The organism is Aquamicrobium sp. LC103 (assembly GCF_001014615.2).
Taxonomy (GTDB): Bacteria; Pseudomonadota; Alphaproteobacteria; order Rhizobiales; family Rhizobiaceae; genus LBCQ02.
Window position 1 is genome coordinate 298754 of record NZ_LBCQ02000006.1, and the last position, 22234, is coordinate 320987.

The 22234-nt window shown below is 63.5% G+C and carries 22 protein-coding genes; 8 read left to right on the forward strand and 14 right to left on the reverse strand.

Features of this window, described 5'->3' with window-relative positions:
* Nucleotides 1–140: 140 nt before the first annotated feature.
* The 3 genes from XW59_RS14055 to XW59_RS14065 all read left to right on the forward strand — a co-directional run bounded on the left by XW59_RS14055 (nt 141) and on the right by XW59_RS14065 (nt 2346).
* Entirely contained in the window at nt 141–992 is an 852-nt protein-coding gene (locus tag XW59_RS14055) for a tetratricopeptide repeat protein (protein WP_047145942.1), read from the forward strand.
* A gap of 60 nt (nt 993–1052) precedes the next feature.
* Nucleotides 1053–1535 (forward strand): DUF992 domain-containing protein, encoded by a 483-nt coding sequence (locus XW59_RS14060; protein ID WP_047145943.1) that lies wholly within the window; start codon nt 1053–1055, stop codon nt 1533–1535.
* Nucleotides 1536–1713: 178 nt separating this feature from the next.
* Complete coding sequence (locus XW59_RS14065) at nt 1714–2346, forward strand: LysE family translocator (protein WP_047145944.1); 633 nt, start codon at nt 1714–1716, stop codon at nt 2344–2346.
* A gap of 11 nt (nt 2347–2357) precedes the next feature.
* On the opposite strand, the gene XW59_RS14070 is transcribed toward XW59_RS14065, so the two are convergent.
* From XW59_RS14070 to XW59_RS14110, 9 genes are all read right to left on the reverse strand, one after another.
* Complete coding sequence (locus XW59_RS14070) at nt 2358–2759, reverse strand: PIN domain-containing protein (protein ID WP_047145945.1); 402 nt, start codon at nt 2757–2759, stop codon at nt 2358–2360.
* Entirely contained in the window at nt 2749–2979 is a 231-nt protein-coding gene (locus tag XW59_RS14075) for an AbrB/MazE/SpoVT family DNA-binding domain-containing protein (protein ID WP_047145946.1), read from the reverse strand. The genes XW59_RS14070 and XW59_RS14075 overlap by 11 nt, the downstream gene beginning before the upstream one ends.
* Before the next feature lie 116 nt (nt 2980–3095).
* Nucleotides 3096–4493 carry an NAD(P)(+) transhydrogenase (Re/Si-specific) subunit beta gene (locus XW59_RS14080; protein ID WP_047145947.1) on the reverse strand — a complete coding sequence of 466 codons (1398 nt, stop codon included), beginning with the start codon at nt 4491–4493 and terminating at the stop codon, nt 3096–3098.
* A gap of 7 nt (nt 4494–4500) precedes the next feature.
* Entirely contained in the window at nt 4501–4926 is a 426-nt protein-coding gene (locus XW59_RS14085) for a proton-translocating transhydrogenase family protein (RefSeq protein ID WP_047145948.1), read from the reverse strand.
* A complete protein-coding gene (locus tag XW59_RS14090) occupies nt 4926–6203 on the reverse strand; it encodes a Re/Si-specific NAD(P)(+) transhydrogenase subunit alpha (protein WP_047146067.1) in 1278 nt (425 codons plus the stop codon). Before XW59_RS14090 ends, XW59_RS14085 begins: the two co-directional genes overlap by 1 nt.
* Before the next feature lie 93 nt (nt 6204–6296).
* Entirely contained in the window at nt 6297–6524 is a 228-nt protein-coding gene (locus XW59_RS14095; protein WP_047146068.1) for an aa3-type cytochrome c oxidase subunit IV, read from the reverse strand.
* An 86-nt stretch (nt 6525–6610) separates the two neighbouring features.
* Nucleotides 6611–7855, reverse strand: coding sequence for an MFS transporter (locus tag XW59_RS14100; RefSeq protein ID WP_052958168.1), 1245 nt, complete (start codon nt 7853–7855; stop codon nt 6611–6613).
* Complete coding sequence (locus tag XW59_RS14105; protein ID WP_047145949.1) at nt 7852–8424, reverse strand: NAD(P)H-dependent oxidoreductase; 573 nt, start codon at nt 8422–8424, stop codon at nt 7852–7854. The genes XW59_RS14100 and XW59_RS14105 overlap by 4 nt, the downstream gene beginning before the upstream one ends.
* A 3-nt stretch (nt 8425–8427) precedes the next feature.
* Complete coding sequence (locus XW59_RS14110) at nt 8428–8862, reverse strand: SgcJ/EcaC family oxidoreductase (RefSeq protein ID WP_047145950.1); 435 nt, start codon at nt 8860–8862, stop codon at nt 8428–8430.
* Between the two features lie 72 nt (nt 8863–8934).
* On the opposite strand from XW59_RS14110, the gene soxR reads away from it, so the two are divergent.
* Both soxR and XW59_RS14120 read left to right on the forward strand, forming a co-directional pair.
* Nucleotides 8935–9411 carry a redox-sensitive transcriptional activator SoxR gene (soxR, locus tag XW59_RS14115; RefSeq protein ID WP_047145951.1) on the forward strand — a complete coding sequence of 159 codons (477 nt, stop codon included), beginning with the start codon at nt 8935–8937 and terminating at the stop codon, nt 9409–9411.
* A 167-nt stretch (nt 9412–9578) separates the two neighbouring features.
* Nucleotides 9579–10229, forward strand: a complete 651-nt coding sequence (locus XW59_RS14120) for a hypothetical protein (protein ID WP_047145952.1) — start codon at nt 9579–9581, stop codon at nt 10227–10229.
* A 45-nt stretch (nt 10230–10274) separates the two neighbouring features.
* Here the strand turns inward: XW59_RS14120 and XW59_RS14125 are convergent, their stop codons facing one another.
* The 4 genes from XW59_RS14125 to XW59_RS14140 form a co-directional block, all read right to left on the reverse strand.
* A complete protein-coding gene (locus tag XW59_RS14125; protein WP_082137596.1) occupies nt 10275–10418 on the reverse strand; it encodes a DUF3096 domain-containing protein in 144 nt (47 codons plus the stop codon).
* A 208-nt stretch (nt 10419–10626) separates the two neighbouring features.
* The gene (locus XW59_RS14130) at nt 10627–11394 is read right to left on the reverse strand and encodes a hypothetical protein (RefSeq protein ID WP_246666089.1); all 768 of its coding nucleotides are present in this window, start codon (nt 11392–11394) and stop codon (nt 10627–10629) included.
* A 159-nt stretch (nt 11395–11553) separates the two neighbouring features.
* A complete protein-coding gene (locus tag XW59_RS14135) occupies nt 11554–13857 on the reverse strand; it encodes an EAL domain-containing protein (protein ID WP_047145954.1) in 2304 nt (767 codons plus the stop codon).
* Nucleotides 13858–13958: 101 nt separating this feature from the next.
* Nucleotides 13959–17435, reverse strand: a complete 3477-nt coding sequence (locus XW59_RS14140; RefSeq protein ID WP_047145955.1) for an indolepyruvate ferredoxin oxidoreductase family protein — start codon at nt 17433–17435, stop codon at nt 13959–13961.
* 552 nt (nt 17436–17987) lie between these two features.
* Here XW59_RS14140 and XW59_RS14145 point away from each other — a divergent pair.
* Nucleotides 17988–18545: a TRAP transporter small permease subunit gene (locus XW59_RS14145; RefSeq protein ID WP_047145956.1), complete on the forward strand. Its 558-nt coding sequence runs from the start codon at nt 17988–17990 to the stop codon at nt 18543–18545.
* Complete coding sequence (locus XW59_RS14150; protein WP_047145957.1) at nt 18545–19936, forward strand: TRAP transporter large permease subunit; 1392 nt, start codon at nt 18545–18547, stop codon at nt 19934–19936. Before XW59_RS14145 ends, XW59_RS14150 begins: the two co-directional genes overlap by 1 nt.
* Nucleotides 19937–20042: 106 nt before the next feature.
* Here the strand turns inward: XW59_RS14150 and XW59_RS14155 are convergent, their stop codons facing one another.
* Entirely contained in the window at nt 20043–21140 is a 1098-nt protein-coding gene (locus XW59_RS14155; RefSeq protein ID WP_047145958.1) for a TRAP transporter substrate-binding protein, read from the reverse strand.
* A gap of 297 nt (nt 21141–21437) precedes the next feature.
* On the opposite strand from XW59_RS14155, the gene XW59_RS14160 reads away from it, so the two are divergent.
* Nucleotides 21438–22211: a gamma-glutamyl-gamma-aminobutyrate hydrolase family protein gene (locus XW59_RS14160; RefSeq protein ID WP_047145959.1), complete on the forward strand. Its 774-nt coding sequence runs from the start codon at nt 21438–21440 to the stop codon at nt 22209–22211.
* Nucleotides 22212–22234: the final 23 nt, after the last annotated feature.

Here is a 22234-nt window from a genome sequence, read left to right on the forward strand (position 1 = left end):
TATTTCGTCCTTTTCCGGCGATACCGATTAAGGTGGGGCGATGAGAATCGCTGCCACCTTTTTTGCATTGATCCGTCGCGCAAAGGGGAGCCAGATCGGGGCACGCGACTTACCTGTAGCGCATGAGGGGAATTGACCCGATGAATGTAGTTTTGGGTGGCCGCGTTCTCGCAGCGAGGAACATCGTCGCGGCCTTTGCTTTGCTCGGACTGGCTGTACTCGCGGGATGCCAGACCGCCAGCGACCCGATTGCCGGCATCTCTACCGTCGACGCGGCGCAGGGCTCGCGCGAGAACATATCCTCCCTCACGGCGGTCATCGAACGCAGCCCCAACGATCCGGAAGCATACAATGTTCGTGGCTCCGCCTATGGCCGCGCCGGCAGGTACCAGGAAGCGTTGAAGGATTTCGAGGCGGCCATCCGGCTCAATCCGGGCTTCTATCAGGCCTATGCGAACCGCGCTCTCGTCTACCGCCAGATGGGCGATCAGCAGAACTCGCTGAACGACTACAGCCGCGCCATCCAGCTCAACCCCTCCTATGACGCCGCCTATATCGGTCGCGGAAATCTCTATCGCCTGGCCGGGCGCACCAACGAGGCCTTCAGCGATTTCGAGCGGGCGATCCAGCTCGATACCACCGATCCGCGCGCCTACTACAATCGCGGCCTGCTCTATCAGACGCGTGGGCAGCACGATTTCGCCATCGAGGATTTCGCCACGTCGATCTCGCTCGCGCCCAGCTCGGCGGAACCATATGCCGGTCGCGGCCTCTCCTATCTGGCGAAGAACGACGAGGAGAACGCGCTGACGGATTTCAACACGGCGCTCAAGCTCGACAAGAACAATGCCGAGGCATGGTCCTACCAGGCGCTCGTCTTCGAACGACGCGGCGACAATTCGCGCGCTTCCCGTTCCTATGCGGAGGCGGTCCGCCTCAACCCGAACTTGAAATCGGCGCAGGAAGGCCTGACACGCACGCGCGGCGCGTGAAATTCTCGGAACATTCCTCCCGGGGCTGGTGTTTGACCGCCAGATACCAAGGAGGACGAGATGAGAAGGATCATTTTCGCCGCCGCCGCGCTTGCCGCGGCTCTCACCACCGTGCCGGCCGCCGCGCAGGATCGCGTCGAGCTCGGCATGCTCAACTGCCTCGTTCAGGGTGGCGCCGGCTTCGTCGTCGGATCGTCGAAGGAACTGAGCTGCACTTTCACCTCGGCCGACCGCGCAAAGCCGCCTGAGCCCTATTTCGGCGTCGTCAACAAATTCGGCCTCGACGTGGGCGCGACCAACGACGCGGTCATGCAATGGGCGGTGCTCGCGCCCACTTCCAACGCCTACCAGCTAGGCGCGCTGACCGGCGACTATGTCGGCGCGAGCGCCGAAGCAACGGCCGCCGTCGGCGTCGGCGCCAATGTTCTCGTCGGCGGATCGGATCGCACATTCTCGCTGCAGCCGGTCAGCGTGCAAGCGCAGACGGGACTTAACCTCGCTCTCGGCGTGACCGAGTTCCAACTGCGTTCCGGAGTGAATTGAGGATCCGCCGTCAGGCGCGGAAAGCGCGTGCTCCTGGCGCATATGATCCGCGGCGATGGCACATTTTGCCGCGACGCCCGCCAGCAGATAGTCCGGTCATTCAACAGGCGTGTTCGGAAGCTGCCGGCGGACGGGTTGCGGCGTGCGGCGAACCGCGCAACCTCGCCGCAGGAACGCCATGCCGGACACGACAAGCCTCATCGCATTCGCCCTGATCGCGCTCGGCATGGTGCTCACGCCGGGGCCGAACATGATCTATCTGGTCTCCCGCTCGATCAGCCAGGGGCCGAAGGCGGGGCTGATTTCGCTGGGCGGCGTCGCGCTCGGCTTCGTCTTCTACATGCTTTGCGCCGCCTTCGGCATAACCGCGCTGGTCCTCGCCGTGCCCTACGCTTATGACGCGCTGCGCCTGGCCGGCGCGGCCTATCTCATGTGGCTTGCCTGGCAGGCGGTGAAGCCCGGCGGGCGTTCGCCCTTCCAGGTCAGGGAACTGCCCAGGGACCGGCCGCGAAAGCTCTTCATGATGGGCTTTCTCACCAACCTTCTGAATCCCAAGATAGCGATGGTCTATCTGTCGCTGCTGCCGCAATTCATCGATCCGGCGCATGGCAGCGTGCTGACGCAATCGCTCGCGCTCGGCATGACGCAGATCGTCATCAGCGTGACGGTCAACGCGATGATCGCGGTCACCGCCGGCTCGATCTCGCTGTTCCTCGCCCGCAACCCGGTCTGGCTGAGCCTTCAGCGCTGGCTCATGGGCACGGTTCTGGCAGGTCTGGCGATCCGGATGGCGACCGAGGCGCAGCGGTAGGAGACGATCTCTCAGGAAGCGAAAGGATTGACGATCCGAAGCTTCTCCTCGACGATCATTCCGTTCTGCATATCCTCGGACCACAATGTATCGCAGCCGGCAAGCAGCGCCGCGGCAACGATCATCGCATCGTATGTCGAGAAGCCGTGTCGTTGCGCCAGAAACATACCGCGGTCGTGAGTTTCGACGGTTAACGGTTGCACATTCAGCACCGCCTTCAATGTCTCCAGAAGCACGCGGATCTCTTCCCATGACAATCGCAGCTTCAGCCGACTGGCATTGGCGACTTCATTCAAGACCTGCACGCTGATCGTGCCGCCAGTCACCAGCAGCTTTTCGGCCCGGTTCGCGCGCCATGCATCTCCCGAGGCGAGGTAGAGCAGGACATTGCCGTCGAAAAAGCTAGCGCTCATTCAGTTCGTCGCGATCGAACTTGAAATCGGCCGGCAAGCGTCCTCGGAAAGCGCGCAATCGCTTTATCAATTCCTCGCGGCTCGGCTTTGTCGAGACTTCAAGCTCATGCCTGTCTCTCACCGACAGCTCGATTTCATCCCCTTCCTTTAGCTCCAGCGCATCCACGACCGCGGCCGGCAAGCGCACCGCCAGACTGTTGCCCCATTTCGAAACCCGCATATCGAGCCTCCATGATATACATTCTTTGAATGTATATCATCATAACGTCATCCGCCAAGAAAAAGGCCCGGCGCGATGGCCGGGCTGATTTCATTTGACGATGGAACGGCGTCGGATCAGTGGTCCATCGCCTTGACGATTTCCTCGGTCATCTTCTTGGCATCGCCGAGCAGCATCATGGTGCCGTCCTTGTAGAACAGCGTGTTGTCGATGCCGGCGTAGCCGGAGCCGAGCGAGCGTTTGACGAACAGGCAGGTGCGCGCCTTGTCGACGTCGAGGATCGGCATGCCGTAGATCGGCGACGACTTGTCGTCGCGCGCGGACGGGTTGGTGACGTCGTTGGCGCCGATGACATAGGCGACGTCGGCCTGGGCGAATTCCGAGTTGATGTCCTCGAGCTCGAACACCTCGTCATAAGGCACGTTCGCCTCGGCGAGCAGCACGTTCATGTGGCCGGGCATGCGGCCGGCGACGGGATGGATCGCGTATTTGACCTCCACGCCGGCGGCCTTGAGCTTGTCGGCCATCTCGCGGACCGCGTGCTGCGCCTGTGCGACCGCCATGCCGTAGCCCGGCACGATGATGACCTTCTGCGCGTTCATCATCAGATAGGCGGCATCGTCGGCCGAGCCCTGCTTGACCGTGCGCTCGATGCCGTCGTCGGAAGCAGCCGCCGTCTCTCCGCCGAAGCCGCCGAGAATGACGGACAGGAAGGAGCGGTTCATGCCCTTGCACATGATGTAGGACAGGATCGCACCCGACGAGCCGACCAGCGCGCCGGTGATGATCAGCGCCAGATTGCCGAGTGTGAAGCCCAGCGCGGCGGCCGCCCATCCCGAATAGGAATTGAGCATCGAGACGACCACCGGCATGTCGGCGCCACCGATCGGCACGATCAGCAGCACGCCGAGCACCAGCGAGGCAATGACGATCAGCCAGAACAGCGTGTAGCTCTGCGTCGTCACCAGAAGGATGATCAGCACGACCAGCGCGATGCCGAGCGCGGCGTTGATGAAATGGCGGGCCGGCAGCATGATCGGCTTGCCCGACATGCGGCCGTCGAGCTTGAGGAAGGCGATGACCGAGCCGGTGAAGGTGATGGCACCGATGGCGACGCCGAGGCTCATCTCGACCAGCGCCTGGCCGTGAATGGCGCCGACCGTGCCGATGCCGAAGCTTTCCGGCGCGTACATCGCCGCGGCCGCCACCATGACGGCCGCCATGCCGACAAGGCTGTGGAAGGCCGCCACGAGCTGCGGCATCGAGGTCATCGCGATGCGCCGCGCGATGACGGCGCCAATGCCGCCGCCGATCGCAAGACCGAGGACGATCAATCCGAAGCCGCCGAGCGACGGGGTCGCCAGCGCCAGCGTGGTCAGGATGGCAATACCCATGCCGACCATGCCGTAGATGTTGCCCTGACGGCTCGTCGTCGGGTGCGACAGACCGCGCAGCGCCAGGATGAACAGGATGCCGGAGACGAGATAGAGGAAGGAAGCGAGATTCGCGTTCATGACCGGCTCACTTGTCCTTCTTCTTGTACATGGCCAGCATGCGCTGGGTGACGAGGAAGCCGCCGAAGATGTTGACCGAGGCGAGCACCAGCGCGACGAAGCCGAAGCCGGTCGCCAGACCCGACGCCGAGATGCCCACGGCCAGCAGCGCGCCGACCACGATCACCGAGGAGATCGCGTTGGTGACGGCCATCAGCGGCGTGTGGAGCGCCGGCGTCACCGACCAGACCACGTAGTAGCCGACGAAGATCGCCAGCACGAAGATCGCGAAGCGGAAGACGAAGGGGTCGATCGCCCCGCCGGAAGCGGCGGTGGCCACGGCGCCCGCGGCCTCAGCCGCCTGGTCGGCCTTGAAATCCGTGAATGCGAGGCGAAGCGCGGCCGTCGCCTGTTCGAGCTGGTCGAGCGCCTGTTCCAATGCCGTCGGTTCCATCACGCACCTCCCTTGGATTTGCCGGGCTTGGTTGCCGCCGAGGCCGACTTCTTGCGCGCCGGCTTCTTCGGCGCGACGTCGAGGCCCGGCTCGGTGCCCTTGGCGGCCTTCGCGACTTCGGGCTCGGCGAGGGCGGCCGCGGCGCTCGCCGCGAAATTCGGATGCACCACCTTCCCGTCATGGGTCAGAAGCGTCGCCTTGACCAGCTCGTCCTCGGGATTGACGACAACGAGCTTCTTTTCCTTGTCGACCATGGTCTCGAGGAAGGCGAAGAGGTTCTTGGCGTAGAGCAGCGATGCCGAAGCGGCGACGCGGCCCGGCATGTTGAGATGACCGACGATCTTCACGTCGTTGGCGGTGGTGACAACCTTTCCGGCAACCGCGCCCTCGACATTGCCGCCGCGCTCCACGGCGAGATCGACGATGACCGAGCCGGGTTTCATCGCGGCCACCATCGCCGCCGAAATAAGCTTCGGGGCCGGACGACCGGGAATCAGCGCCGTGGTGATCACGATGTCCTGCTTGGCTATGTGCTCGGCCGTGAGCGCCGCCTGCTTGGCCTGGTATTCCTTGGACATCTCCTTGGCGTAACCGCCGGCGGTTTCAGCCGCCTTGAACTCCTCGTCCTCCACCGCGACGAACTTGGCGCCGAGCGAGGCGACCTGTTCCTTGGCGGCCGGGCGGACGTCGGTCGCCGTGACGACGGCGCCGAGCCTGCGCGCGGTCGCGATCGCCTGCAGGCCGGCAACGCCCGCGCCCATGACGAAGACCTTGGCGGCGGGCACCGTACCGGCGGCCGTCATCATCATCGGCAATGCCCGGTCGTATTCGGCGGCCGCGTCGATCACCGCCTGGTAGCCGGCGAGGTTCGCCTGGGACGACAGCACGTCCATCGACTGCGCACGGGTGATGCGCGGCATCAGCTCCATGGCGAAGGCGGAAACGCCGGCCTTCGCCATCGCCGCCACGGCGCCGTCGTTGCCGTAGGGGTCCATCGTCGCGATGACGGCAGCGCCCTTCCTGTAGGATTTGAGTTCCGCGTCGCCGGGGCGTCGCACCTTCAGGACGACATCGGCTTTCGATGCGTCGGCCCCCTTGCCGATGGTGGCGCCCATGGCGGCGAAATCGCCGTCGGGGATGCGCGACAGCGTGCCCGCGCCCTTCTCCACCACGACATCGAAGCCCAGGCCGACCAGCCTTTTGACCGTTTCCGGCGAAACCGCCACCCTGGTTTCCGTTACGTCAACCTCTTTAGGTACGAATACTGTCTGTCCCACCGGCAAAATCCCTTTCGGTTGGAACGTCCCCCGACATGAACGCAGCCCGCCAGGCGGGCCGGTCTAAAAAAAAATGCTTGACCTGCCCCGAGCCTAGCGGAGCAGAAACGCGCCGAGCGCGCAGATCAGGATAAACAGGATGGTGGCCGAGAAAAAGCCGGCGGCGGTGAAGAAGCCGAATGCCATCGCGATGAGCAAGGCCACGCAGAAGAGCGAGACGTATTTGGTCATCGAAAGGAACATCGAATAGGTCTTTTCGTGTTCCTTGTAGTCCATGTTGGCGCCGAGTTCGACGGGACCGGTCGGTGTATTGTCTGCCATCGTCATGTGCCCTCCGGGATTGCACTTGAGCGCCTGATAGCGAAAACGGCGCCCAAGGGCAATGGGAGGATTGTCGCGCCGGGGGCTTATTCCGCAGGCACGGGCCGCGGCGCGGACGCCCGAATGACGAGAACCGCAGCCACAAATCCTGCAAGCGCCGCCGTCAGGATAAACGTCGTCTCGTAGCCGTATCGCGCGATCACCGGCTGGCTGACCACCGGGGACAGGAACTGTCCGAGAAAGATGCAGGACACAAGCCCGCCCGACAGCCGGCCGCGCAATCGGGGCGGAGCCGCCGAGAGCAGCGTCGCGCTTAGATTGGGCATGATCAGGCCGAAACCCATTCCCGAAAGCACCATCGCGCCGGCCAGCAACATGAAGCTCGGCGCCATCCCCTGAAGGAAATATCCGCCTGCCATGATGGCGAAGCCGGCCGCGAAGACCGCCCATGCGGAAAACCGCGCGCGCAGACGGCCGTAGAGCATGGAAGCTGGAAAGACACCGACGATCGACGCGCTGAGCGCGACGGCGATCATCGTCGGCGTTCCGTGATGCGCCTGCGCGATGAAGAAGGGAGACTGCGTATGCATCACCAGTTGGATCAGCGGGCAGAGGACCGCCAGAGCGTAGACGGCGAGGACGGTGTCCCAGGCCGGCGCTTCGCTTCCGTCATCTCCGGTCGACGTCCGTACGTTTGCCGTGCGGGGCGCCCGAGGCAGGAACAGCCATAGCATCGGAATCAGCGGCGCGGCGATCAGATAGATCAGGAACGTACCGCGCCAGCTCATTTCGGCGAGCAGGCCGCCCGCGATCATCATCGACAGTGCGACGACCGAATTCGCGCTGACCTGTCTTCCCATCAACGCAGCGCGCTTCTTCGGCTCGAAATAATCGCCGACGAGCGAGGTGAACCCCGCCATCAGGAACGCCACCGAAAGCCCGAGCCCGGCACGTGTCAGAAGCAGCATGTCGAGACTGTTCGCGGCGAGGCCGAGGGAGCCGAACAGCACGAAGCCGACAAGGGCTGCAAAGACGATGGGCTTTCGCGCGAAACGATCCAGGAAATAGCCGGCGAACGGCGCGACGAGAGCGATGACCAGCGCCGGCATGGTCACGACCAGCCGCACCAGATGCTCGGCCCTGGGATCATCCGAGAAATAGGCCTGGATGGCCGGGAGAGCCGGCGCGACCACCGCGGTGGCGAAGACCACCAACGAGCCTGTCAGCACGAGCGTCGCCTCGGCGGCGCGCCCCGGGCCTCCCCGTTCGGCCGGGGCGGCGCGAGCCGCGGCAAGGTCATCGCGGACCTCGCCTCTCGAAGCATCGGTCATGCGGCCACACCGTATGTGCCTTCCGCTCGCGCCGGGCGCAGCACACCCGCCCACCAGTGGAGGTTGGCGATCAATCGTCCCATGGATTTGTGCGCTTCCTCCGGCTCGCGCAACTCGCCGTCCTTGGAGAAGCGCCCCCAGGCGTGAGCGAAACTGACGGTGTCGCGGATCGCCACCGCATGCAGCTCGGCGAAGACGAGCCGCAGCTGTTCCACCGCGCGCAGGCCGCCCGATATGCCGCCATAGGACACGAAGGCGAGCGGCTTCACCTGCCACTCGGCGCTGAAAGCGTCGATGAACGCCTTGAGCGGGGCGGGAAAGCTGTGATTGTATTCCGGCGTCGTGATGATGAAGGCATCGGCCTCGTCGAGCCGGGCACCTGCGGCGGCCAGCGACGGCTTGCCTTCCTTGCCGGTGCCGTGGAGGTCGAATTCGCCGGGATCGATGAGATCCAGCTCGAATTGTTCCCGTGTCCACACCTCGTTCGCGATCCAATCCACCACCCTGTCGCACAGGCGGCCTTCGCGCGTGCTGCCGTAGATGACGGCCAGTCTGAGCTTCTTTTCCATGCCTCAAGCTCCCTCGGGGCTGGCGACGAGCGTGTTCTGGCCCGCCACGATCTTCCAGCCGTCATATTCGCGCGCGATCACATAGCTGGGCGCGGCGGTGATTTCCTCGATTTCGTTGCCGTCGCGGTCCGTCGGCACCTGGAGCAGATTGACGACGCAGACATCCGGTCGGACCGCGATAACGTCGACGATGTCGTATCGGGCAAAGCTGCGCGCGTTGCGGATCATCATCGTTCGTGCAAGCCGCTCGATCTCCCGGCGACCGCGGGCGCGCAGGCCGATCGCGTTGGTCCAGGTCGCGTCCTCGCCGAGATTGCGCGCGAGCGCCGCCGCATCCTTCGCATTGAAGGCATCCTGCATCGCCTTGACCAGCGCGCGAACCGCCGCCTGTTGCTCGAAACTGGGATCCTGAACGAATCTCTGAACCGCCGTCGCCATCTTTCTCTCCTTGGTTTGCAATGGAACGGCACCCTTGCTACAACCTCAACTAAAGTTGAGGTCAATAGCGAAATGACGGAAAATTCAGGCTTTCGGCAAAAGCGCCCGATCCAGCGTGACCTGAGCGTCGGCGAGGTGGCGATGCGCAGCGGCGTCGCCGTTTCGGCGCTTCATTTCTACGAGCGGCAGGGGCTGATCCGAAGCTGGCGCAACAACGGCAACCAGCGCAGATATCCCCGCGAGGTGCTGCGTCGGGTGGCGGTTATCAAGATCGCCCAGCGAACCGGCATTCCGCTCGCGTCGATCAAGGAGGCGCTTTCGACGCTGCCCAACCAGCGCACGCCGACCGTCGAGGACTGGCGCAGGCTCTCCGCGCAATGGCGCGCCGAACTCGACGAGCGGATCGAGAAGCTCACGCAGCTTCGCGACAACCTGACGGGCTGTATCGGCTGCGGATGCCTCTCGATCAGGGATTGCCCGTTGCGCAACCCTCACGACGAGCTCGCCAGCGAGGGGCCCGGCGCGCGGCTCCTGGAACGGCACGAGTGACCAGACACCCCGTTCACGTGTGGACGACGAGCAACACCAAAACGTGAAATCCGACTGTTTCGGGAATTGTGATTTGCACTGCGGGGAATGGTTTATAATTATGGTTACGATCTGTAACCTTTCGTGAATGCGCTCCGCTTCGCGTTACTCCCCCGGAGCTCCATCAAATGACGGGACATATCAGGCGCTCGCTCGCCTATCTTTGCGCTTTTCTCTTTCTGCTGCGCGCATCGGCGGCAATGGCCGGAGACGGTCTGATCTGGGAATTCAACAAAGGCTCGGAAACGGCCTATACCGCCCGCCTCGGCAGCAAGGTGCAGGGCAGAATGGATCTGAGCGCCGGAACCGAGGTCGCCTTGGCGAATCCGGAACGCTCCGGCATGACCGGCAAGGTCGCCTTTTGGGGCGCTATCGATATACCGCCGCCGAGCAAGGACACCGGCGCGAAGATGCGGATAAGCTCGAGGTTCGACGGAATGGAGGGGCGGCGCTCGGTAACCGTCACACGCTCGCGCAGCAACGCCCTCCCCTCCGGACTGAAGTGCGATTTCGACCAGCTCTATGTCCTCGAATACGATCCCCTGGGCGACCGGCAGGTTCACGGCCGCACGACGCAAAGCGTCAAGCTCTCCTCGGCCAGGACGAATACGTCCGTCTTTGCCCGCGGCTCGGTTTCCGATCGTGACCCCGAATGGAAGGCCAGCCTCGGCGTCGAGCAGACGGTGCGCAAGAACATCAAGCTCCGCGCGACCGTGAGCGACCTGAACAGGGACGACCGCAAGGGCCGCCTCGAGGCCGGCTATACCTTCAAATGGTGACCGGCCTCCCGGCGGGGACGCATCCCGCGGGCAGTGACGCGGCTTCTATCCGGCCAGTTGCGGAAACAATCCCAGAAGCCCGACGATGATCAGGTAGATCGCGACGATGTAGTTGAGCAGGCGCGGCATGATGAGGATCACGATGCCGGCAATCAGCGAAATGAGGGGTGTCAGCGGCAAGTCGCCCATTCTGTTTCCTTTCGGCCAAGACTGGCTGCGGGGCCTGCTTGCGCTTCCTTCAATCCCTCACGCTCGATCGAACACAGGTTCGCTCGCAAGACCCGCATCGGCAAACTGTTTGCCGATGTCCTAAACGGCGCCGGCGCCGGAAGGCTCCATCGCGGCGCCGAAAAAACGCCGCCTGGGACGACCGCGGCGCTTCTGTTGCAAGCCGCCCTCAAGCGGCGGCGTTCATGTATTTCGCCGTCGGCAGGATCGTCAGCGGCGCGAGTTCACCTTCGCGCGGGCGCTCGAACATCAGACGCTGCTCCACTTTGGAGGACCAGAAGAAGGGAAAGCGCTGGAAGGAGCGTTCGCGGATCGCCGATACGTCCGCGCGATAGAGCTCCACTTTCGAATAGACGCCCGGATATGGGCGTGCCTCGCCGATCTTCTCGGAAAAATAGATGCGCTTGTAGAAAGCCGCATGATCGTCCCGCACGGTCGAGAGGCAGTAGGGCGCGTCAAAGAAGAAGCATGCCATGCCGGCAAGCCGCAAGGTGATGTAGGGAATTTGCGGATAGGCGCGCGACCACTCGGGATCCGCCGCGAATCGGCTCGGATCTATCAAGGTGTGGCCGGCATCGATCATCGGGTGCACGAGGTCGCCGAACGCCTGCGTCGACGGACCGGGACGGTTGCTGCGGTCGAGCACATGAATGCGTAGCGTGCTTACCAGATGCTGGTCGATATAGACGCCGAACCGGTAGACATTGTCCACTTCGTCCAGATCGTCATATATCGACCCGGCCCCGATCTCGGGAACTATGCCGTGCGTTCGGTAGGACTTGTAGCGCAGCTTGTAGATGTCTTCGAGATCTTCGCCGCTGTCCGTGCGCCGGTACTCGGTCCGCTCCAATATCGAAAAGATATTGTTCACGAAGCCCGAACGCTGCCCCGCCTCTTCACGAGACCGTCCGCGCGCAGCACCGGACAGTCCAATCACCCGCCCATCCATACAAGACCCCCGTTCAATCCGCCTGCACGAGGGTATCGGAGGCCCTTCTTTAGTAAAGTTGAAAATGCTCGGAACGACGTTTACCACACGTTAAGGTTAACGCGCCCGACATGGCTGTCTGGGCATGTTGCCAAGCGCCGAAGCGTATCAGGCGTTCGCCAGCGTTCCGTGGATTTCCGCGGCGAAGGGCCACGTGGTGTTGGACATCGTGGCAATTCCGGAAGCCGTCAGGGCCGAGCCGAACAGGAAGCCCTGGACGAGATCCGGCTTGACCTCGCGGGCAAGGGTCTTGAGTTGCTCGAAGGTTTCGACGCCTTCGATCGTCACGGCCAGGCCAAGCGGGCGGGACAGGTTCACGATTCCCTTGAGAAGTTCGAGGGACCTGCTGTCCTTGGTGACATCCAGAAGGAATGACCGGTCGATCTTCACCTTGTCCAGCGGCAGGGAATGAAGATAGCTCAGGCTGGAATAGCCCGTTCCGAAATCGTCCAGCGCGATCCGCACGCCCAGCGACTTGAGTTCCTGGATATATTGCCGCGTCGAGGATTTGTCGTTGAGAAGTGCGGTCTCGGTGATCTCGATTTCGAGCCGCTCCGGCGCGAGCTCGGCTTTGTCCAGCGCGGCCTTCACCTTGCGGACGATGTCATGGCTGTGAAAATCCTTGGCCGAGAGATTCACGGAAACCCCCAGCGATGCCGGCCATTTCGCACATTCGGCGGTTGCCGCTGAAAGCATGAACGAGCTGATTTCGGAGATGATTCCCATCTCTTCCGCCAGGGGAATGAACACCGACGGCGAAATTGGGCCGATTTCCGGGTGATCCCACCGGCACAAGGCCTCGCAGCGGACGATGCGCATCGTCTCCATCGAGACGATCGGCTGATAGACGACCCGGAGATTGCCGGTTTCAACCGCCTGCCGCAGGTCCGCCTTCATCACCTGGCGGTTGCGGAAGGCCTGATCCATGGCGGCCTCGAACAGGCGCCAGCCGTTCTTCCCGTTCTCCTTGGCCTTGTAGAGCGCGAGATCGGCCTTCACGACCATTGCATCCACGTCGCTCGACCTGGCTTTCGACAGAACCGCGCCCGCACTCAGCTGGATGCGAATGGCGTGCCCGGCAACGTCGACGTCTCCATGAAGGCTGGCGAAAATTCCATCGAGCAGCGCGGCGAACTCCTGCTCCTCTTTCACGTCGTTGAAGAAAATCATGAATTCGTCGCCGCCGAACCGGCTGACTTCGATGTTGCCGTCGGCGAAGGCACCCAGGCGCTCGGCCACGAGATAGATCAGGCCGTCGCCCACCGGATGCCCGAGCGTATCGTTGATGCTCTTGAAATCATCGAGATCGAAGACCGCCAGACCGACCGTTCTTTCCTGATCGCCCCCGGCGATGCGTTCGGACAGCAATTCATGAAAGTAAGCCCGGTTGGGCAAGCCGGTGAGGCTGTCGAAGCGGGCCATGAAGCGGATGCGTTCCTCCGCCTCGACCCGAGCGGTCACCTCGTCGAAGGTGATGACGCCGAGCTCGTCCTTGCTTTCGCGTGCCGAAAACTCGAAGTGCCGTCCATTCAGAAGGCGCAGGAGCACCTTGCGATCCTTGCCTTCGCGCAGAGCCCTTGTCAGTTGCGCTTCGGCGTATCGGGAATCCTTCTGGCTGAGCATGCCTCCCGCGGCCCCCCTCGTGAGAAGCCCGCGAAGGGTGCGGCCGAGAAGCCGGTCCGGGCCGCTCACCTGCATCAGGTTCGCGGCTTCGGCATTGGCGACGACCACCCTTCCTTCCTGGCTCAGCATCACCAGGCCCGACGACATCGTGTTGAGCGCCCGGTCGAAACGGGCGGCAAGCTGGTTTGCCTTCTTCTGTTCCCAGAGGGCCGCGAACAGCACATCGCGGACGTTGTCGGCAAATTTGCGGATGGCGAAGAAGAAGGGGATCGAAAGCAGTCCCAACGTCACGTGGAAGACGTCCCCGCGCAACAGGAAGCCCGCGGAGATCGGCATGGTAAGCGTGATGATGAGCAGCATGACCATCCGGGGGGACCCGTAATTGCGGCCGGCGATGGATGTCGCGGTGGCCAACGTCACGCAGATCGCGGCAATCTCGGCAAACTGGTCATGCGCGAGATATATGCCGGCAAAGCAGAACAAACCCAGCGCGCTCGCGTGCAGAGTTCCCCAGAAAATATAGATGTTTTCGAGCCGCCGCGCTTCACTGCGGTCGGATATCGGGTTGTTCAGAACCTCGCGGGTGCTTCGAAGCCGCATGTAGCCGATGGCAACAATGCTGAAGGCGACGACGAAGTAGATCGTGTCGGAGGTTTTGAAATAGACCAGCAGCGCGAGCAGCGATTGCGCCGCGATACCCACCGCCAGCGTTACGCTGTCACGGAACAGGCTCTGGACAAACGGTATGTAGATGTCGAGCGGAAGCTCTTCGTTGCGTCTCTTCGGCATACCGAAATCCCGTTACGGGATGGGAAAGCTGCCACATGCCGATTAAGAAAGCCTTATAAAGACTTACCGCTGTTCAAAAACCTTTGACCCAACCGCGGCATTCACTCGGCGGCGAGCGCGGGCGAAGCCTCCGTCGACCTGAGCCGCTCCAACAGCCGCTTGCGCTCGGCTTCCGCCTTGGCGGCGTTCGCATGCTTCACATGGCCGAAGCCGCGAACGATCGAGGGGACGGAAGCGAGCGCCGCGGAGGCCTCGATCCTGGCGGGCGACAGGAGCGCGCCGATGACGTCGAGATCCTGCTCGTACTCGGCGAGCAGACGGCGCTCCATGCGGCGTTCGGCGGTGTAGCCGAACAGGTCGAACATCGAACCGCGCAGCCCCCGCAGCCGCGCCAGCACCCCGAAAGCCTTCATCATCCACGGGCCGAAAGAGGATTTCCTGGCCTTGCCGTCGCTGCCCTTGCGGCCGAGGATCGGCGGAGCGAGATGGAACTCCAGCCGGTCGAAGGACTGGAACTGGCTTGCGAGCTGCTTCCTGAACGAGCCATCGGTGTAGAGGCGGGCGACCTCATATTCGTCCTTGATCGCCATCAGCTTGAAGAGGTTCCGCGCCACTGCCTCGCTGACGGTGCTGGAACCGGGAAGGGCCTTTTCCTCCGCCGCGCGGACGGCATTCACCCGCTCGCGATAACGCCGCGCATAGGCGGCATCCTGATAGGCTTGCAGGAACTCCGCGCGACGCTCGATCACCTCGTCCAGCGTCTGCGAAAGCTCGCCGCCCACGGCGGCCCCTTGCGACTTCGCGACCAGCGCATGGACGAATTCGGGGTCGTGGGCTGCACGGCGACCCCACCGGAAGGCGTCGATGTTCATTTTGACCGCCTGGCCGTTGAGCTCGATCGCCTTTTCGATGGCTTCCTCGGAAAGCGGCAGGCCGCCATGCTGGAACGCGAAGCCCAGCATGAACATGTTGGCGCCGAGCGAATTCCCGAAAAGCGCGCTCGCGGTTTTCGTCGCGTCGAAGAAATGCGCCTTGTCGTCGCCCGCGGCCTTGCGGATCGCGCGCTTGAGACGTTCGGTCGGCAGCGAGAAATCGGCCGAGCGTGCAAAGTCGCCCGGCATGACCTCCGCCGTGTTGGCGACGAACACCGTATGCCCCTCGCGCACGGAGGCGAGCACCTTCTTGCCGCCCGAAACGACCAGGTCGCAGCCGAGCACCAGGTCGGCCTTGCCGGCCGAAACCCGGATCGCATGGATTTCCTCGGCCGAACGCGCGATGCGCACATGGCTGAAGACGGCGCCGCCCTTCTGGGCGAGTCCGGCCATGTCGATCATCCCGCAGCCCTTGCCTTCCAGATGCGCGGCCATGCCGAGCACCGCGCCAACGGTGACGACGCCGGTACCGCCGATGCCGTCGATGATGGCGGACCAGCCGGCGCGTTCGAGTGCGAATGGTGTCGGTGTGGGGACTCCGTCGAGCGGGCTCGCATTGCCGGCGATGCCTTCAGCCTTTCGCAGCTTGGCGCCGTGCACGGTGACGAAGGACGGGCAAAAGCCGTTGACGCAGGAAAAATCCTTGTTGCAGCTCGACTGGTCGATGCGCCGCTTGCGGCCGAACTCGGTCTCGACCGGCTGCACGGAAACGCAGTTCGACTGTACGCCGCAATCGCCGCAGCCTTCGCAGACGAGCTCGTTGATGATGACCCGCTTGTCGGGATCGGGGAACGTGCCGCGCTTGCGCCGGCGACGCTTTTCCGCGGCGCAGGTCTGGTCGTAGAGGAGCACGGAGACGCCCTTGATCTCGCGCAGCTCGCGCTGGACGCTGTCCAGCTCGTCGCGATGGTGGATCGTCGCGCCATCGGGAAATTTCGCCACGCCGGCATATTTGCCGGGCTCGTCGGTGACGACCGCGATGCGCTGCACGCCTTCGGCGCGCACCTGCTGGGCGATCATGTCGACGGTGAGGTTGCCCTCGTGCGGCTGCCCGCCGGTCATCGCCACGGCGTCGTTGTAGAGGATCTTGTAGGTGACGTTGACGCCGGAGGCGAGCGCGAAGCGCAGCGCCAGCGAACCGGAATGGTTGTAGGTGCCGTCGCCGAGATTCTGGAACATGTGCTCGCGCTTGGAGAACGGCGCCTGGCCGATCCATTGCGCGCCCTCCCCGCCCATCGCGGTGAAGCCCACGGTCGAGCGGTCCATCCACAGCGCCATGAAATGGCAGCCGATGCCGCCGCCGGCGATCGAGCCCTCGGGCACCTTGGTCGAGGAATTGTGCGGGCACCCGGAGCAGAAATAGGGCGTGCGCGATCCGACGTCCTTGGTGTCGGCCAGCATCGCCTGGAACTGCCGCAGCTGGCTGACCTTGGCCGCGACCTCCTCCGAATGGCCGATCACCTTGAGCACGCGCTCGCCGAGCGCGATCGCGATGTCGTTGGGGTCGAGCGCGCCCTTGGCCGGGAAAAGCCACTCGCCGCGTTCGTTTTTCTTGCCGACGACCAGCGGCTGCATCGACGTGCCGTAGAGGTCCTCCCTCACCTGCACCTCGATCAGCGAGCGCTTCTCCTCGACGACGATGATCATCTCGAGGCCCTGCGCGAAATCGCGGATATGCTCGATGTCGAGCGGCCACGGGCAGGCGACCTTGAAGAGGCGCACGCCGAGCTGGTTGGCGCGCTTTTCGTCGATGCCGATGTCGTCGAGCGCCTGGCGCACGTCGAGATAGCTCTTGCCGACGGTGATGATGCCGATCCTGGCGTTGCGGCCGCCCGAATAGACGATGCGGTTGAGCCGGTTGGCGCGGATGAAGGCGGCGGCGGCGGCGCGCTTGTATTCATGCAGCCGCGCTTCCTGACCGAACTGGTCGAGCTCGTGGCGGATGCCGAGCCCGCCGGGGGGCATGTCGAACTCCGGCAGCACGATGTTCAGCCGGTCGAGCGACACGTCCACCGAGGCGGTCGATTCGATGTTGTCCTTCACGCATTTGATCGCCGACCAGGTGCCAGCGAAACGCGAGAGCGCGAAGCCGTAGAGCCCGTAGTCGACGAGCTCCTGCACGCCCGCCGGGTTGAAGATCGGGATCATCGTGTCGACGAAGAGGAATTCCGTCGCATGGGCGTTGGTGGAGGATTCGGCGGTATGGTCGTCGCCCATCAGCGCCAGCACGCCACCCTTGGGCGAGGTGCCGGCGAGATTGGCGTGTCTGAACACGTCGCCGGAGCGATCGACCCCCGGGCCCTTGCCGTACCAGACCGAGAAGACGCCGTCATGTTTTCCCTCGCCCAGCAGTTCGGTCTGCTGCGTGCCCCAGCACGCCGTCGCCGCAAGCTCCTCGTTGAGCCCGGGCTGAAAGACGATATCCGAATCGGCGAGCTGCTTCTTCGCCTTCCAGAGCTGGAGGTCGAGGCCGCCGAGCGGCGACCCGCGATAACCGGAGACGAAGCCCGCGGTGTTGAGCCCGGCCGCGCGGTCGCGCTCGCGCTGCATCATCAGCATGCGAATGACGGCCTGCGCGCCCGAGACGAAGATGCGCTCCTTGCTCAGATCGAATTTGTCGTCGAGCGCAACATCGTGCAGCGTCATCAACGTCCTCCCCGCTCGGTAGCCGCGACGATCGCGGCATGCCTTGATTGTAGTCTTTCCTGTGGAAATGTTCGGCGTCAAACATTTTCACGGCGCGTGCAAAATGAGCAAGACAAAACCGCGCCGGTCACGCTTTCGCGACATATTATGATCAGCCATAACGCCGTCGCGCATCAATGTTGCGGAAAACTTTTCCCCGCATCGTCGTGCCGGCAGAATCGCGCTGGCGTCTCCGCTTCCCTTTCGTGAAGACGAAAGGCACTCTTATTGCTTCCTGATCATCTGCAAAGCTGTTAATGAGCGTCCTCCCGTCGACCAAGACGTCTGCGGGCAAAAGAAGAATGGGGAAACTGCCTTCAGGCCTGTTCGGCTCTCCCGGCCGGAGCGTGCCCGGCGGCAACAAGCTGGGAGGACTGTCATGGCGCGATCTCTCGATCCGTCCGCGGCCACTATCATTGGGACAAATTCATCTTATCGGAGACAGCACGGCGCGCTTCATTCGCGAAGGAAAGAAAGCCTTGTCCGCTGCTTCGTATCTGGAGGACTGGAACATTGAATGCCGTTGCTTTCCTTGTCCGCTTGATAAGCGGGCTTAACTGGCTGATCGGATCGATCTTTTCCTGGCTGTCGCTGGGCATCGTCCTGGTCTGCTTCACCGTCGTGGTGCAGCGCTACGCCTTCGCCACCAGCTTCGTGTGGATGCAGGACCTCTATGTCTGGCTGAATGGCGCGCTGTTCACCGCGGTTGCCGGCTTCGCCCTGCTGCGCAACGATCACGTCCGGGTCGACATCTTCTATCGACCGGCATCGATCCCCACGAAGGCGCTGATCGACCTCATCGGCGTGGTGTTCTTCCTGCTGCCGTTCTGCTGGATCGTCTATCGCTACGGCTATCCCTTCGTCGCCCGCTCGTGGCGCATCAGCGAGGGCTCGCCCAACCCGGGCGGCATGCCGGGCCTCTACATCCTCAAGAGCTTCATCCTCGTCTTCGCCGCGCTCGTCGCGCTGCAGGGCATTGCCATGGCGCTCCGTTCCATACTCGTGCTGACGCGCAACGAGCATCTCCTGCCGGCGCATCTGCGCTATGAAAACGACGGGAGCGCCCACTGATGGATCCCAAACTGATTGGAGAAATCCTCTCCGGGCTGATGTTCTTCGGCATCATCGGCTTCCTGATGCTGGGCTTCCCGGTTGCGTTCTCGCTGGCTGGCGTCTCGCTGCTCTTCGGCGCGGTGGGCATGTGGTTCGGTGTGTTCGATCCGTCGAACTTCGGCAGCCTCGCCGGCCGCTATATCGGCTTCATGACCAACGAGGTCCTCGTCGCCGTTCCGCTCTTCATCTTCATGGGCGTCATGCTGGAGCGGTCGAAGATCGCTGAGCAGCTTCTGCTCACGATGGGCAAGCTCTTCGGCAACGTCCGAGGCGGCCTCGCGATGTCGGTGATCATCGTCGGTGCGCTGCTTGCCGCCTCCACCGGCGTCGTCGGCGCCACCGTGGTCACGATGGGTCTCATTTCGCTGCCGGCGATGCTCAGGGCAGGCTACGACCCCAAGCTCGCGACGGGCGTCATCTGCGCCTCCGGCACGCTCGGCCAGATCATTCCGCCCTCGACGGTCCTGATCTTCATGGGCGACATGCTGTCGGGCATCAACGCCCAGGTACAGATGGCGAAGGGCAATTTCGCGCCGGTGCCGGTGTCGGTCGGCGACCTCTTCGCCGGCGCCATCCTGCCTGGCCTGCTGCTGGTGGTTCTTTATCTGGCCTGGACGATCTTCAAATCGATCGTCTCACCTGAATCCTGCCCCGCCACGCCCGTGCCTCCGGAAGGGAAGAAGGATCTCTTCAAGGAGGTGATCGTCGCCCTGGTGCCTCCGCTGGTGCTCATCCTGGCGGTCCTCGGCTCGATCCTCGGCGGCATCGCCACGCCGACCGAAGCGGCCTCCGTGGGCGCGGTCGGTGCGATGATCCTCGCCGCGCTGCGCTGGCGACTGTCGTTCCGCGTGCTCCGCGAGGCGGCTGTCTCGACGGCGAGCATCACCTCGATGGTGTTCATCATCCTCTTCGGTGCCTCGGTGTTCTCGATCGTCTTCCGCCTCATGGGTGGCGAGAACCTGGTGCATGAGTTCCTGTCCGGCCTTCCCGGCGGAACGCTCGCCGCCGTGGCGGTGGTGATGTTCATCATGTTCCTGCTTGGCTTCATCCTGGACACGTTCGAGATCATCTTCATCGTGATCCCGATCACCGCGCCGATCCTGCTCAATCTGGGCGTCGACCCGGTCTGGCTGGGCGTCCTTGTCGGCGTGAACCTGCAGACGTCGTTCCTGACGCCGCCTTTCGGCTTCTCGCTGTTCTACCTGCGGGGCGTGGCGCCTCCGAGCGTGACGACGGGCATGATCTACAAGGGCATCATCCCCTTCGTCTGCCTTCAGCTCGTGGCGCTCGCCATCATGTTCGCCTTCCCCGAGATCGCGACATGGCTGCCTCGCTGGATCTATAGCTGACGCTGCCGCCGATACAGAAAAGGGCGCCCGGTCCGGGCGCCCTTTTTCTTGTCCACTCGACAAAAAGCCCGGGATTGCTCCCGGGCTTTTTGCGTTCGGGGAACGATCAGAGGTGGAAGTACTTCTCGCGAGCGATGATGAACGGCGAGTCGGTTCCTTCCGTCTTCTGGCGCACGATATTGAGCGCCGAGATGAAGCTTTCCGTCGTCTTCTTGGTGAGCGGGTCGCTGGAATCGCGAAGCTCCTGGATGATCTCGAGCGACGCCTTGGCGCCGGCTTCGAGGATCTCCTCGGGGAACGGCAGAACCTTCACGCCGTGATCGTTGACCAGCGTCTGCAGAGCGCGCGGATCGTTCGCGGCGAAGTCGGCGGCCACCGCGTCATACTCGGCCTGGCAGACGTCCTTGATGATCGCCTGGAGGTCGGCCGGCAGGTTCTGGAACTTCTCCTTGGAGACGACCAGCTCGGTGGCGAGACCCGGCTCCACGAAACTCGGGAAATAATAGTTCTTGCAGATCTGGTAAAAGCCGAGCGCGAGATCGTTGTAGGGGCCGACGAACTCGGCCGCGTCGAGCGTTCCGGACTGCAGCGCCTGGAAGATTTCGCCTGCCGCCATGTTGGTCACCGTGGCGCCGAGCTTTTCCCAGACGCGGCCGCCGAGGCCCGGCGTGCGGAAGCGGATGCCTTTCACCGAATCGAGGCCCGTCAGCTCGTTGCGGAACCAACCGCCGGCTTGCGTGCCGGTGTCGCCCGACAGGAAGCCCTGGACGCCGAACTGATCGTAGATCTCGTCCCAGATTTCCTGGCCGCCGAGATAGCGTACCCAGGCCGTCAGCTCGCGGGAGGTCATGCCGTAGGGCACGCCGGTGAAGAAGGAGAGACCGGTGTTCTTGTTCTGCCAGTAATAGGCGGCGCCGTGGCTCATCTCGGCCGAGCCGTCGATCACCGCATCGAGCGACTGCAGCGGCGGCACCAGCTCGCCCGCCGAATAGACCTGAACGGTGATGCGACCGCCGGTTGCCGCCGTGATGCGGTCGCCGAGACGCTGCGCGCCGACGCCGAGGCCCGGAAAATTCTTCGGCCAGGTCGTGACCATGCGCCAGGTCTGGTTGCCCTGCGCGATCGCCGGTGCGGCCAGCGTCGAGGCGGCAACCGCGCCAGCACCGGCAAAACCGGCCTTCTTGATGAATGAACGACGATCCATTGAGTAACCTCCCATGCTTGGATCCGATGGTTCGGATACCGGACGCAAACGCGCGTTATCGCGTCGTCTCCCCCGATGCCGGCGGCTATAAATACACGCGACGATAGCCAAGTCCAGCTTGAACGAACGGCACGCGATGAGACCTTAGACGGGGCTGAAGCAGCAGGTTGAATCCATGATTTGATTTCGTCGGACCGTCATTCTCCGCACGCGAATGCGGTTGGAATAATGCCGGTTTGCTATTAAATGACAGGAAAGCAGCGAGACGTTGCTCGCCTCCTTCGAAGCAGGAAAAACATGCGCAAACCGCTAGTCGCCGTATCGACCGACGTTCGCCATTTCGAGAACTACAAATGGCATGCCGCCCCCCACCAATATCTGGAGGCGGCACTTTCCGGTGCCGGCGTGACGCCCGTCCTCGTGCCGTCCTTCGGCGACCGCCTGGATATGGACGCCCTGCTCGCCTCCGTCGACGGCGTCATGGTCACCGGCTCGAAATCGAACGTGCACCCGTCGCTCTACGGCGGCAACGCCAGCGAGGCCAACGGCCCCTATGACGAGGAGCGCGACGCGACGACCCTGCCCTTGATCCGCCTCGCGATCGAACGCGGCGTGCCGCTGCTTGCCATCTGCCGCGGCATCCAAGAGTTGAACGTCGCGCTCGGCGGCACGCTCGCCACCGAGATCCAGGAGCAGGAAGGCATCATGGACCACCGCGCTCCCGATTCCCCCAGCCAGGACGAGCGTTTCGCCATACGCCAGCCCGTCCGGATCCAGGCGGGAACCTGTCTGGCCGGCGTGTTCGGCGCAGGCGAGATCAAGGTCAATTCGGTGCATCGCCAGGCGGTCGGCCGCCTCGGCAACCGGCTCCAGGTCGAAGCCGTCGCGCCAGACGGCACCGTCGAGGCGGTTTCGGTCATCGATGCGCCGGCATTCGCAGTCGGCGTTCAGTGGCATCCGGAATATTGGGTGAGCACGGACGACGCCTCCGGCCGCATATTCCGTGCCTTCGGCGACGCCGTGCGCGGCCATGCGGACGTCAGGACCAGAGGCCTCGCCGCCGCCGAGTAGGCGGTGACGATGCCTCGGGAAGG

Coding starts and splice junctions, on each gene's coding strand:
- XW59_RS14055 (WP_047145942.1), top strand. CDS start 141: ATGAATGTAGTTTTGGGTGGCCGCGTTCTCGCAGCGAGGAACATCGTC.
- XW59_RS14060 (WP_047145943.1), top strand. CDS start 1,053: ATGAGAAGGATCATTTTCGCCGCCGCCGCGCTTGCCGCGGCTCTCACC.
- XW59_RS14065 (WP_047145944.1), top strand. CDS start 1,714: ATGCCGGACACGACAAGCCTCATCGCATTCGCCCTGATCGCGCTCGGC.
- XW59_RS14070 (WP_047145945.1), bottom strand. CDS start 2,759: ATGAGCGCTAGCTTTTTCGACGGCAATGTCCTGCTCTACCTCGCCTCG.
- XW59_RS14075 (WP_047145946.1), bottom strand. CDS start 2,979: ATGCGGGTTTCGAAATGGGGCAACAGTCTGGCGGTGCGCTTGCCGGCC.
- XW59_RS14080 (WP_047145947.1), bottom strand. CDS start 4,493: ATGAACGCGAATCTCGCTTCCTTCCTCTATCTCGTCTCCGGCATCCTG.
- XW59_RS14085 (WP_047145948.1), bottom strand. CDS start 4,926: ATGGAACCGACGGCATTGGAACAGGCGCTCGACCAGCTCGAACAGGCG.
- XW59_RS14095 (WP_047146068.1), bottom strand. CDS start 6,524: ATGGCAGACAATACACCGACCGGTCCCGTCGAACTCGGCGCCAACATG.
- XW59_RS14100 (WP_052958168.1), bottom strand. CDS start 7,855: ATGACCGATGCTTCGAGAGGCGAGGTCCGCGATGACCTTGCCGCGGCT.
- XW59_RS14105 (WP_047145949.1), bottom strand. CDS start 8,424: ATGGAAAAGAAGCTCAGACTGGCCGTCATCTACGGCAGCACGCGCGAA.
- XW59_RS14110 (WP_047145950.1), bottom strand. CDS start 8,862: ATGGCGACGGCGGTTCAGAGATTCGTTCAGGATCCCAGTTTCGAGCAA.
- soxR (WP_047145951.1), top strand. CDS start 8,935: ATGACGGAAAATTCAGGCTTTCGGCAAAAGCGCCCGATCCAGCGTGAC.
- XW59_RS14120 (WP_047145952.1), top strand. CDS start 9,579: ATGACGGGACATATCAGGCGCTCGCTCGCCTATCTTTGCGCTTTTCTC.
- XW59_RS14125 (WP_082137596.1), bottom strand. CDS start 10,418: ATGGGCGACTTGCCGCTGACACCCCTCATTTCGCTGATTGCCGGCATC.
- XW59_RS14135 (WP_047145954.1), bottom strand. CDS start 13,857: ATGCCGAAGAGACGCAACGAAGAGCTTCCGCTCGACATCTACATACCG.
- XW59_RS14140 (WP_047145955.1), bottom strand. CDS start 17,435: ATGACGCTGCACGATGTTGCGCTCGACGACAAATTCGATCTGAGCAAG.
- XW59_RS14150 (WP_047145957.1), top strand. CDS start 18,545: ATGGATCCCAAACTGATTGGAGAAATCCTCTCCGGGCTGATGTTCTTC.
- XW59_RS14155 (WP_047145958.1), bottom strand. CDS start 21,140: ATGGATCGTCGTTCATTCATCAAGAAGGCCGGTTTTGCCGGTGCTGGC.
- XW59_RS14160 (WP_047145959.1), top strand. CDS start 21,438: ATGCGCAAACCGCTAGTCGCCGTATCGACCGACGTTCGCCATTTCGAG.